8 protein-coding genes are annotated in these 12,319 nt (G+C 61.8%); 6 read left to right on the top strand and 2 right to left on the bottom strand.

Annotated features, from left to right (window positions below; genetic code table 11):
- Positions 1 to 2 precede the first annotated feature (2 nt).
- The 6 genes from OIS50_RS15840 to OIS50_RS15815 all read left to right on the top strand — a co-directional run bounded on the left by OIS50_RS15840 (position 3) and on the right by OIS50_RS15815 (position 8,341).
- Positions 3 to 749, top strand: coding sequence for a glycosyltransferase family 2 protein (locus tag OIS50_RS15840; RefSeq protein WP_264691603.1), 747 nt, complete (start codon positions 3 to 5; stop codon positions 747 to 749).
- A gap of 173 nt (positions 750 to 922) precedes the next feature.
- Positions 923 to 3,250 carry a DUF6311 domain-containing protein gene (locus OIS50_RS15835; RefSeq protein ID WP_264691602.1) on the top strand — a complete coding sequence of 776 codons (2,328 nt, stop codon included), beginning with the start codon at positions 923 to 925 and terminating at the stop codon, positions 3,248 to 3,250.
- A 125-nt stretch (positions 3,251 to 3,375) separates the two neighbouring features.
- Positions 3,376 to 4,155 (top strand): class I SAM-dependent methyltransferase, encoded by a 780-nt coding sequence (locus tag OIS50_RS15830; RefSeq protein WP_264691601.1) that lies wholly within the window; start codon positions 3,376 to 3,378, stop codon positions 4,153 to 4,155.
- On the top strand, positions 4,148 to 5,167 hold the full coding sequence (locus OIS50_RS15825) for a glycosyltransferase family 2 protein (RefSeq protein ID WP_264691600.1): 1,020 nt from the start codon (positions 4,148 to 4,150) through the stop codon (positions 5,165 to 5,167). Before OIS50_RS15830 ends, OIS50_RS15825 begins: the two co-directional genes overlap by 8 nt.
- A 157-nt stretch (positions 5,168 to 5,324) precedes the next feature.
- Entirely contained in the window at positions 5,325 to 6,767 is a 1,443-nt protein-coding gene (locus tag OIS50_RS15820) for an aldehyde dehydrogenase (protein ID WP_264691599.1), read from the top strand.
- Between the two features lie 56 nt (positions 6,768 to 6,823).
- The gene (locus tag OIS50_RS15815; protein WP_264691598.1) at positions 6,824 to 8,341 is read left to right on the top strand and encodes an ArnT family glycosyltransferase; all 1,518 of its coding nucleotides are present in this window, start codon (positions 6,824 to 6,826) and stop codon (positions 8,339 to 8,341) included.
- 8 nt (positions 8,342 to 8,349) lie between these two features.
- Here the strand turns inward: OIS50_RS15815 and OIS50_RS15810 are convergent, their stop codons facing one another.
- Positions 8,350 to 9,822 (bottom strand): energy transducer TonB, encoded by a 1,473-nt coding sequence (locus OIS50_RS15810; protein ID WP_264691597.1) that lies wholly within the window; start codon positions 9,820 to 9,822, stop codon positions 8,350 to 8,352.
- 168 nt (positions 9,823 to 9,990) lie between these two features.
- Entirely contained in the window at positions 9,991 to 12,213 is a 2,223-nt protein-coding gene (locus tag OIS50_RS15805; RefSeq protein WP_264691596.1) for a S9 family peptidase, read from the bottom strand.
- Positions 12,214 to 12,319: the final 106 nt, after the last annotated feature.

Here is a 12,319-nt window from a genome sequence, read left to right as displayed (position 1 = left end):
GTTTGCCTACCCATTCGCTCAACCCGAACTCGGGCATCCGCCTGCTATCGGTGGTAATACCGCTGTACAACGAAGCCGCTACCATTGTGCGGGTGCTGGAGGCGGTGCAGGCGGCGGCGCTACCCGCCGGCATAGCGCGCGAAATAGTCGTGGTCGACGACGGCTCGGCCGACGGCTCGGCCGATGTGGTAGCATCCTACGCCGCCGCCCAACCCGCCCTAGGTGTGCGGCTGCTGCGCCATGCCCACAACCAGGGCAAGGGCGCCGCTTTGCATACCGGCATAGCCGCCGCCACCGGCGACTACATTGTGGTGCAGGATGCCGACCTGGAGTACGACCCGGCCGACTATGCCAAGCTGCTGCAGCCCGTGCTCCGGGCCAACGCCGATGTGGTGTACGGCTCGCGCTTTGTGGGCGGCGAGCCGCACCGCATTCTGTTTTTCTGGCACAGCATCGGCAACAAGCTGCTTACGTTTCTGTCGAACGCGTTCAACGACCTGAACCTGACGGACATGGAAACGGGCGCCAAGCTATTCCGGCGCGAGCTGCTGCAAGGCCTGGTGCTGCAGGAAAAGCGCTTCGGCTTCGAGCCCGAGGTAACCGCCAAAATGGCCCGGGTACCCGGCGTGCGCATCTACGAAGTGGGCGTGAGCTACTACGGCCGCACCTACGCCGAGGGCAAGAAAATTAACTGGCGCGACGGGCTGTGGGCCTTGTGGTGCATTGCGCGGTATGGCTTGTTTAGCTGATACCACCCGGCAAGGCACCACAGATGATTCGCTTAGCCAGGCTCGTTAGCCAGCTTTCTACGCAGCCATGGGCACTGGCCGCTGAGTTGGTTCTGCGCACAAACACGTAGCTTTGGAAGGCCTAACCTACAATAAGCAAGGCATTGGGCAGCATTCTTTGCATCTCTGATCCAATGAATTTATCTCGCCGTACCGCGCACTGGGCCGGTATGCTCGCTGTAATTGTCATCGGGGCTGTCGTGCTGGCTGCGCAGTTCCCCTTTGTGTTAGCGCACCCCGATGAGTATTTCTTCCAGCCCGCCGGCGATGGGCTGCAGAGCTATTATGCTACGGCGTATTATGCCTTTTACGACAAAGGCGCGCACTTCTCGGGCATGAACTATCCCTATGGGGAAAACTTCACTTACCCAAACCTACAGCCTCTGATTGCCTGGGTGCTAGGCGTGCTACAACGCCAAGGGTTGCAGGTAGCTATTCATACCGTAGGCATCACCAACTTGCTTGCGCTGTTGGCTATACTGCTTACGCCACCGGTTATCTACCTAATACTGCGTCGGCTACAGCTTTCGGTAGTCTACTCGGTGTTGCTGGCGGTTCTCATCGGCTTTCTCTCACCCCAAATACAGCGCCTCGGCGACCATATGTCGCTTAGCTATCCGTGCTTGGTTCCGTGGCTTTGGTACTGCATCCTGCGCATCATGGAGGCGCCGCGGCGGTGGGTATGGCACGTTGTGTTTATAGTAAGCAGCCTGCTGACGGGGTTTGTAATGGCTTACTTCCTGGCATGCGGCGCGTTCTTTTTGCTGGCCCATGTGCTGGTTCTCGCCGTGCAGAAAGGCCAGAAACAATGGCGCGACCTAGCCTACATGACCTTGACGGCGTTGCTGCCGCTAATCTTATTTCGTGGATGGCTGTGGTTCACCGACCCCACCACGGACAGGCCGCCGAACCCCTACGGCTTCCTGGTGTATATGACCAAGCCGCGCGGGCTATTTACGCCTGCCCTGGAGCCGATGCGTACCCTCTGGACGTACTTCTTTCCGACCAAGGAAATTAGCTACGAGGCCATGTCTTATGTAGGCTTGGTGGGCACTGGAGTATTGGCTGCGGCCTTATTGCGCGCATTGCGCCACTTGCGCCTACGCCATAAGCAGGCGTTGGCCCTCAGGCGTAGCACACCCCACGACCTGCGCATAAGCTTGTGGGCAGGCGGGCTGCTGGTGCTGTTTGCCGCAGGTATTCCCTTTATCTTCTCGTGGTTTTCCCCGCTGATTGATTACCTCGGTCCGCTGAAGCAGTTTCGTGCCCTGGGTCGTTTTGCATGGCCTTTTTATTACGTGGTTACCACGTACGCAGCCTATTACCTGTACCAGGTACTTCGTTACCAACAGCAGCGCCGAGTTACCCTGCTAGCTGCACCGTGGGTGCCGCTTTTGCTGCTCGTGTGGGGCGGCGAAGCCTGGATCAATATTTCGACCCGCGCCAAGATTGCCGAAGGCGGTGGTGGAGCCCGCTCCTACTTCCGGCCTCCGCATCCTTTGTTGCAACAACTTCAGCAGATTAACCGCTCTGCAGCCGAGTTTCAGGCAATTCTGCCGCTGCCTTACTTCAACAACGGCAGCGACAAAATCTTCCTGCCTGGCTCGCACGAGTCGATTTACGAAGTACACAAGCTGTCGTTGGCCACAGGGCTCCCGCAACTCTCGAGCTACGTTTCGCGCCCTTCGGTTAGCCAAGTGCTCGAGCATGTGCAGCTGCTGAGCAGTCCGTTACTACCCAAGCCATTGCTTCAGCGGTTTCCGTCGCAGAAACCTATCCTGCTGCTGGTTACGCCCACCGGGTTATCCGAGGCCGAACAACGCATCATTGCGTTGGCTAAGCCGTTGGTGCAAACGCCTCAGGCAAGCCTGTACGAGCTGCCATTGGCAGCCCTAGGTGCCACCACTACTCAGCAAGAGCTGCAACGGGGCATCGCGCTGTGGCCTACGCTGCCCGAGCGCCCTAACGGCCTCCGGACTACTACTGGCACAGGCGTTCTGCTGCAAGATTTTGCCCAAAGCGCCGACCGCCGAGGCCGACTTGCCCCGGGCGCTTTATACGAGCCGGCAGAAAAGTTCTCGGTGCTGTACGACGGTCCTGTCCCGGCCCCAGCCGATACCGGTAAGTACGAAGTGAGCCTGTGGATGCACGGCATGATGGACCACAGCTTCGGCAACATGCAGGTGAAGCAGTACATGGGCAACGACATGATCGATCATCAGGTAACCGACGGCCACCGCACCACAGAAATTGACGGCGTTTGGGTACGCGTGGCGGTGCCCATCAGGGTACGTCCGGGCACAACGCGGCTCGAGGTACTCTATGATAATAAGGACCTGCTGGTGGACGATTTGCTTATCAGGCCCATTGATACGGATGTGTACTGGCGTACTGCCGCTGGCCAGCTTGTGCTGAACGGTTACAGGCTAGGGCAATTTCCTCGGAGCGTTGCAAGCAAGTAGGCCAGTTTCGGTCTGACGCCCCCCGTTCTGCCGAATACTTGGTCTTCAGCAGCTAACGCCAATTCGGCACGAATCCAGCTACCACCCGACGACCAGTCCTTTATCACTTACGAAGGCCAACCCGCATGGACATTCGATACGAGGCGCAATACCACCTTCTGGAAGAACAGCACTGGTGGTTTCAGGCAAGGCGCGATTTTGTGTTCGCGCTGGTGCAAGAGCTTGGCCTGGCACCCACCGCCCCCCTGCTTGAGATTGGCTGCTCGGGTGGGCCGTTGCTCCTGCGCCTGCGAGAAAGCGGCTTTTCCAACTTTACCGGCATCGATATTAGCCCCCGCGCCATAGAGCTTGCGCACCGCCGAGGGCTGCCCAATAGCTTTGCAATGGATGCTGCCAGGCTTGACTTTGCAGACGAGAGCTTTGACATCATCATCGCATCCGATGTACTGGAACATATTGAAGACGAAGCTCAAGCCTTACGCGAGTGGCACCGGGTACTGCGTCCGGGCGGAAGGCTGATTGTGTTTGTGCCGGCTTTTCCGATGCTGTGGAGCCAACACGATGTGGTCAACCACCACTTTCGCCGCTACACGCGCAAAACCTTGCTTACCGCTCTGCGCCACGGTGGCTTTTCAATAAGCCGAAGCTCGTATTGGAACGGAGTGCTGTTTGCCCCTGCTCTGCTTGTGCGTGGTATGCAAAGGTTGCTACAGCCCAATGCAACTGCTGCTGAGGCTGCCGATGCCAACGGTGATTTGACCGCTCTTCCCAAGCCCATAAATAACGCTTTACTCAGCCTGCTACGATTCGAGAACAAGCTGCTCAGCAAGCTCGATTTCCCGGTCGGGATAAGCGTTTTTGCCATTGCGCATAAATCTGCCAGCCCCAGGGCAGGCAATGCGTAACGAATATCTTTCGGTACGCGAACCACCTACCTACCTGCCCGCTGTGGACCTCTCCGTCATCATTCCCATCTACAACGAGGAAGCGAACATCCCGACGCTGTACCAGCGCCTGCGCGGCGTTATCGACCCGATGCGGCTGCAATGCGAGTACATCTTCATCAACGATGGCTCGCGCGACCGTTCGCTGGCGCTAATTCATGAGTTGGCGGCCCAGCACGCCGATGTGCGCTACATCAACTTCAGCCGCAATTTCGGGCACCAGATTGCCGTAACGGCGGGCCTCGATTTGTCGCAGGGCGAAGCGGTGGTCATCATCGACGCCGACCTGCAGGACCCGCCCGAGCTGATACCGGAGTTGTACCAGAAGATGCGCGAAGGCTACGAGGTGGTGTACGCCAAGCGCCGCCGCCGCCAGGGCGAAAGCGCCATGAAGCTGTTCACGGCCAAGATGTTCTACCGCATTCTGGCCAACATCACCAACGTTTCCATTCCGGTTGATACCGGCGACTTCCGCATCATATCGCGCAAGGTGGTGGAGGCGCTTAAGCTGATGCCCGAGCAGAACAAGTTTTTGCGCGGGCAGATATCCTGGATCGGCTACCGGCAAACCTACCTCGAGTACGACCGCGCCCAGCGCGCCGGCGGCGAAACCGGCTACACCTACCGCAAGATGTTCCGGCTGGCCCTCGATGGCATTACGGCCTTTTCCGATGTGCCCCTGAAAGCGGCCACGATAATGGGCTTCACGGTATCTGGCGTGGCGTTTTTGGTGCTGCTCTACACGCTCTACGCCCGCTTTATCGCGCAGGAGTACGAACCCGGCTGGCCTTCGCTGATGGTGAGTATTCTGTTCCTGGGTGGTGTGCAGCTGATTGCCGTGGGCGTGATTGGCGAGTACCTGGCCCGCCTCAACAATAACGTTCGCCGCCGCCCGCTCTACATCATTTCCGACACCAACATTCCGGTGGAGCTGAACCCGCAGGCGCTGCCGGCGTCGTCGACGCGCCCGTAAGCGGCTTGGTTGCTTTGCGCTGCCCCCGCCCCGCTTCCGGCCCGGAGCGGGGCGTGGTTGTTACCGGCCCTGGGCGCCCCCGCGCCCGCGGGCACCTAGGGCTGCCATAAACGCCGGGCAGTTTTGGTAGCTTTGGCTCACTCCACCGCCCTGCTTTATGTTTCAGCTCCGCAACTACATTGCCGGCCAGCTGGTAGCGCCGGCTGCCGGCCGCTATCTGCCCAACCTCGAGCCCGCCACGGGCCAGGTGTACAGCCAGGTACCCGACTCCGACGCGCAGGACGTGCAGCTAGCGGTGGAGGCCGCGCAAGCCGCCTGGCCGGCGTGGCGCGCTACCCCGCCCGAGCAGCGCGGCAAGCTGCTGGTGCGCATCAGCGAGCTGATTGAGCGCGACCTGGAACGCCTGGCCCGCGCTGAAAGCATCGACAACGGCAAGCCGCTGAAGCTTGCCCGCACCGTTGATATACCCAGGGCGGCCAGCAACTTCGCTTTCTTTGGCACGGCGGCCCAGCATTTTGCCTCCGAGGCGCACATGCAGGACGGCGTGGCCGTGAACTACACCGTGCGCCACCCCCTAGGTGTGGTGGGCTGCATTTCGCCCTGGAACCTCCCGCTGTACCTCTTCACCTGGAAGATTGCGCCCGCGCTAGCTGCTGGCAACTGCGTAATAGCCAAGCCTTCGGAAGTAACGCCCATAACGGCTTACTTGCTGAGCGAGCTGTGCCAGGAAGCCGGCTTGCCGGCGGGCGTGCTGAATATTGTGCACGGCACCGGCCCCGGCGCGGGGCAGGCTATTGTGGAGCACCCGCACATCAAGGCCATCAGCTTTACGGGCGGCACCAAAACCGGCGAGCATATTGCCCGCACGGCGGCGCCCCTGTTCAAAAAGCTGTCGTTGGAGCTGGGCGGCAAAAACCCCAACATCATCTTTGCCGATTGCGACTTTGAGGCGGCCGTGAACACCAGCGTGCAATCGAGCTTTGCCAACCAGGGGCAGATTTGCCTGTGCGGCTCGCGCATTTTTGTGGAGCGGCCTATTTACGAACAGTTTAAGGCCGCTTTTCTGGAGCGCGTAGCCACGCTTACCGTCGGCGACCCGCTGGAGGAGGCCAGCCGGCAAGGCGCCCTGGTAAGCGAGCCGCACCTGCAGAAAGTGCTGAGCTACATTGAGCTGGCGCACCAGGAGGGCGGCACCCTGCTGGCCGGTGGGCGGCGCGTGCACCTGGGCGGCCGCTGCGCTGGGGGCTACTTCTTGCAACCCACGGTATTCGAGGGCCTAGGTGCCGAGTGCCGCGTAAACCGCGAGGAGGTGTTTGGCCCGGTGGTTACCCTCACGCCCTTCGATACCGAAGAGGAAGTGCTGCGCTGGGCCAACGGCACCGAATACGGCCTGGCCGCCACCCTCTGGACGCGCGACGTGCAGCGGGCGCACCGCGTGGCGCACGCGCTGGAATCGGGTATTGTGTGGGTGAACACCTGGCTGCACCGCGACCTGCGCACGCCCTTTGGGGGCATGAAGAACTCGGGCGTGGGGCGCGAAGGCGGCTTGGAGGCGCTGCGCTTTTTCACCGAGCCCCAAAGCATCACCATCAAGCTATAAACTTGCAGCCACCTAGGCTTTTGCCTGCGTAGCTTGCGGCTTTTCTGTTGAGTTTTTTGGAGCGTTTCGTGCCGGTTTCTACTTCTGCTGCTTCGGGCAAGCCTGCTTGGCAACGCTGGTTGCCCCTGCTGGTGCTGCTGGCCCTGTCGTTTATTCCGCTGTTCTGGCTGCTTTCCAGCCTGCCGGTGCAGCAGTGGGACGAAGCCCGCACCGGCCTGAACGGCCTCGGCATTTGGCTGCACCACGACTGGATTGTGCTGCGCCACCTAGGCCAGCCCGATTTATGGAACGGCAAGCCGCCGCTGTGGCCGTGGCTGCTGGCCATCAGCTTCAAGTTGTTTGGCCCCAACGAGCTGGGCTTGCGGTTACCATCGGCGCTGGCGGCCCTGGCTACGGTGCTGTTGGTGTACCGCGCGGGCCACTACTGGCTGGGCAGCCGCCGCGCCGGGCTACTGGCGGGCCTGGTGCTGCTCACCAGCCAAGGCTACGTAACGCTGCACGTTACCCGCACCGGCGACTACGACACGCTGCTTACGCTTTGGGCCACGGCCGGCGCGCTTAGCTGGCTGCATTACCTGCGCACCGGCACTACGCGCTGGGCCTGGCTTACGGGGGGGGCGTTTGCGCTGGCGGTGTTTACCAAGGGCATTGCCGGCGCGCTGTTTGGCCCTGGGCTTATCATCGCCGTGGCGCTTACCCGGCAGTGGCAGCGCCTGCGCCAACCCGCACCTTGGTTGGCAGCTAGCTTGATATTGGTTACGGCTGCTGGGTGGTACACCGTGCGCGAGCTTGCCGCCCCAGGCTACCTGCAGGGCGTGTGGGCTTACGAAGTAGGCGGCCCCGCCGGCGCGCAGCTTGAGGAACACTATCACCCGTTCGAGTGGTACATCAGTCTGCTGGCCGAGCGCAAGTTCACGGCTTGGCTGCTGGCGGCGCTGCTGGGTTGGCTGATCGGGTTCTGGCAACCGCAATACAGCCCGGGGTGGTGGCTTAGTCGCTTTACGGCGGCGGTAGCTGTAAGCTTTTTGCTGAGCATTTCGCTGGTGCAAACGCGCCTGGAGTGGTACGATGCCCAGGTATACCCGCTGCTGGCCTTGCAAGCGGCGGCCGGCTTGGTTTGGACGGGACGGGCCCTGGCGGCGCACTTCGGCCGGCAACCCAGTGAGCTGATGCGCCTGGGCGGGGTGCTGGCCATTGCCGCTTTCCCGTACCTGGCGCAGTGGCAGCACATCCGTTCGCTGCACAAGCACCGCCTCGATCGGGCCCAGCTCTTGTACGGCCGCCACATACAAGCGCAGGCCGCGCAGCTACCCGCGCTGCGCCAGTACACGCTGGTAACCGATGCCACCTTCAACGACAGCCCCGAGTTTTACCGCACGGCCGCCGAAATGCAGTACGGCCACCGCGTAGAGCGGCTGGCCTCTTGGCAAACCGATAAAGGCTACCCCGGCCAAATCATCATCGCGTGCGGCAGCCAGGCCGGGCGTTATTGGCTGCAGCAATACCAAACGCAGGTGCTGCTGCAAACCGACTCGTGCCAAACCCTGCGCCTGCTGGCCCGCAAGCAGCCCTAGGTAATGGGCTAGCGCAAACGCTCCAACAGCTGCTCCAGGTCGCCGAGGGTGCTTTCCTTGAACTCGAGCGGGGGTACGGGGCCGCTGCCGGGCACTACCTCGCGCATGGCCACGTAGGGGCTGCCGTTGAAGTAGCGCAAACCCACCAGCACGGCCCGCTGCTGCGCCGGCACTTGCGCAAACGAGTACCCATCGGCCTGCCGCTCGCCCTCCAGGATTACCGGCGAATCGGGGTACACCAGGCGCACGGTGGTGTGCTCGTCCACATCGGCCGCTACCGTGAAGGACGTGGTTTGGTTGGCCGTGCGCCAGGGCCGCAGGCAGGTAAGCCAGCCCAGGCGCCCGCTCCGGAACATCGAGCCGGGCTCCGGGGCAGGCTCGGCGGGAGTTGCAGGCGCAGCCGGCATTTCGTGGGCCGCGGCCGAAGCGGCCACGGCCGTGCTTTCGGCGGAGGCTACGGCGGCATCGTTCAGCGCGAAACGAATGGGCACCACCATCTTCACCTTCACGGCCTGGCTGCCTTGCCGGCCGGGCAGCCAGTGCCCCGACGACTGTTGCAACACCCGCAAGGCTTCTTCGTCGCAACCATCGCCCAGGCCGCGCAGCACCTTGGGGGTAAGCACGCGGCCGGCTTCATCCACCACAAACGAGGCAAACACAAAGCCTTCGGTTTTGCGCTCGGCGGCGGTGGCCGGGTAGCGAACCAGGCGGCTCAGGGCCTCGGGGCCGTTGCCGTAGCTGGGCATGGTTTGGGCTTCGCTGAGCACCTCGTCCTCGTCGGCGGGTACGGGTGCGGCAGCCCAGCGCTTGGGCGTGCGGCCGGGGCTGTGGTACAGCTGCAGGCCGGGGTGGCGCTGCTCGCTGGGTACTACCAGCTCCAGGGCTCGGCCTTCGGCCAGGCGCAGCTGCTGCCCGCGGGCGGTGGTGGCGCGCACCAGCAGCATGCCGCTGGCCTGCAGCGCGTCGCCGCTCACGCTCATGCTCACGCAGTTCGAGAGCAGCAAATCGGTAAGCGAGTAGCATTCTTTCAGCTCAACCCACACCGGGCCCCTAGGTGCTTGCTGGCGCGCATCAACCAAGGCATTGGCCGGAATGCGCACTACGGTGCCTTCACGCCCGCGCACTTCGGCGGGCTGCGTAGGGTCGATGCGGAAAAACTCGCTCGGCTTTAGGGTCAGGTCGAACAGGCGCGCTTCGCTGGGCGGCGGAGCAGCCGTATCGAGCACCGTGGGGCGGCGCACGGCCGCGTAGCGAATCAGCGGGGCTTTGCGGTTGGTGGCCTGCCGCAGCTGGTGCCAGGTTACTTGCGTAGGTTGCTCCGCAACGGCTTCGGCACCTAGGGTATCGTCGTTGGCTACGGCATCGGCTTGTTGCGCCGCGGTGGCCTCGGCTTTGGCGGCCGGCTCGCGCTGGCAGCTGCTCAATACCCCAACCCCGAGGGTTACGCCTACTAGTGCCGTTTTCAGTGTAAGCTTACGCATGGCGGGGTTGTACGCAAAAGTCACCTGAAAGGAAACGGCCCGGAGCAGGTTTTCTTATGAAAACAAAAAATCCTTCTCTTGGCCGAGCGGGTTGGCAGCGGTGCACGGGGCACGAGCTACCTAGGGCTCAGCTCAAAAGAAGGACTTTTTATTGGAAAAATTACCCTTTTACAGGTTCTGCTGCAGGAAATTTGTCATCTGCCGGAACAGGTGCAGGCGCGTGCTGCCGCCGTAGATGCCGTGGTTGCGGTTGGGGTAGTACAGCTGCTGGAAGTCTTTGTTGGCCTTGATGAGCGCATCGGTAAAGGCTACCGAGTTCTGGAAGTGCACGTTGTCGTCGCCGGTACCGTGCACCAGCAGCAGCTTGCCTTTCAGCTGATTAGCGAACTGTACGGGCGAGTTTTCGTCGTAGCCTGAGGGGTTTTCCTGCGGGGTTTTCAGGAAACGCTCGGTGTAGATGGAGTCGTAGTAGCGCCAGGTGGTTACGGGTGCTACCGAGATGCCCACCTTAAACAAGTCGGCGTTTTTGGTAACGGCCAAGGCCGAAAGGTAGCCGCCGAAGCTCCAGCCAAAGATGCCGATGCGCGATTTGTCGGCCCAGGGCTGCGCGCCCAGGTACTTGGCCGCCTCGCCCTGGTCGATGGTTTCGAGCTTGCCCAGCTGGCCGTACGTAACCTTTTTGAAGGCCGCGCCGCGCCCGCCGGTGCCGCGGTTATCCACGATGGCCACCACGTAGCCTTGCTGCGCCAGCATCTGAAACCAGGTGTAGTAATCGACGCTGTTCCACTTATCGAGCACCTTCTGCGAGCCGGGGCCGCCGTACAGGAACATCAGCACCGGGTACTTTTTGCCGGCCTCCATGTTGGCGGGCTTGATGGTGGTACCGTTCAGCTGCACGCCCTCCGAGGTTTTGAACGAGAAGAACTCCTGCGGCACAAAGCCATAGTCCTTCATGCGCTGCTTCAGGGCGGCGTTGTCTTCGAGCACCTTCACGGCTTTGCCATCCTGGGCGGTGCGCAGGCTCACGGTAACCGGCTCGTTGGCGGCGGTGTGGTAGTTGAGGTAGTAGCGGAAATCGGGGCTCATGTTCACCACGTCGGTGCCGCCACCACTTTCACCTAGGCGCTGCTTGCCTTTGCCTTTCAGATCGACGCGGTAGAGGTGCCGCTCGAACGGCGAAGCTTCGGCTGAGAGGTAGTAGGCCAGGCCTTTGGCTTCATCCACGCCCAAAAACTCCGACACATCCCAGTTGCCCTGGGTTAGCTGCTTCACCAGCTTGCCCTTCATGTCGAAGAGGTAGAGGTGGCGGTAGCCGTCGCGCTCCGAGCTGATGATGAACTGCTTGCCGTTTTTGAGGTAGCGCAAATCGTCGGTTACTTCCACGTACGCTTTGTCGGTGTCCGTCCAGGCTACCGAGCTTTTGCCCGTGGTGGCATCGGCGTGCAGAATCTCGAGCTTGTTCTGCAGGCGGTTCATGCGCTGGATGCTCAGCAGGTTGGGCGTCTGCGTCCAGAGGATGCGCGGAATGTACTGATCGGTTTCCGGGCCGATGTCCATTTTGGCCGTGCGACCGGCCGCCACGTCGTACACCGATACCGTTACCACCGAGTTCGGCTCGCCGGCTTTGGGGTACTTATAGCGGTAGTCCTTAGGGTAGAGCGGGCCCCACTCCTGCATGTTGTACTCGGGCACGCGGCTTTCGTCGAAGCTGATGAACGCCACCTGCCGGGAGTCGGGCGACCATTGGAAGGCTTTCGATACCTCAAATTCCTCCTCGTACACCCAGTCGCCGCCGCCGTGGATGAGCTTGTTTACCTGGCCATCGGTGGTGATGGGGGTTTCCTGCATGGTCTGCAAGTCAACCACAAACAGGTTGTTCTGGCGCATGAAGGCCACGCGGCGGCCGTCGGGCGAGAAGGTGGCGTAGCTCTGCTTGCCCCCGGCGCTGAGCGGCACCAGCTTTTGGCCGGCGCGGTCGTACACGTAGTAATTGGCCTTGCTGGAGCGGCGGTAAATCGGCTCCACATCGGTGCTGAAGAGCATTTTCTGCTCGTCGGCGTTGAACTCGTAGCCCTCCACGGCAATAGGCTGCTGCGCACCTAGGGGCCGTAGCTGCTGGGCCGATACGAGGGTTTGCGTGGCCTGGCCGGTGGTTACGTCGTGCTGCACCACCTCGCCTTTGTCGAGCGAGGAGTAGTAGCGGCCGTCGCGCATCCAGTTAAAGCCCTGCACCTGCTTGGGCGCGAAGGTGCCTTTGGCCCAGATATCTTCGAGGGTGATGGACTGGCGCTGCTGCGCCACCGCCGGTGCCGCGGGCACCAGCACGGCCACGGGCGCACTGCTCAGCAGCAGGCCAGCCGCGAGGCCGAAGGTCTTGAATCGGTGGGTCATGTAAGAAAACTCAGTAGCGGCGTTAAAGGTACACAAACACCGCCCGCCGCCCTAGGTGCCGCCGTTGGGCTTACCAATGGCCGGCTTGCTGCCCTAGGTACGCAAA

Source organism: Hymenobacter sp. YIM 151858-1 (genome assembly GCF_025979705.1).
GTDB lineage: Bacteria > Bacteroidota > Bacteroidia > Cytophagales > Hymenobacteraceae > Solirubrum.
This window is presented reverse-complemented; position numbering and strand designations above follow the sequence as displayed.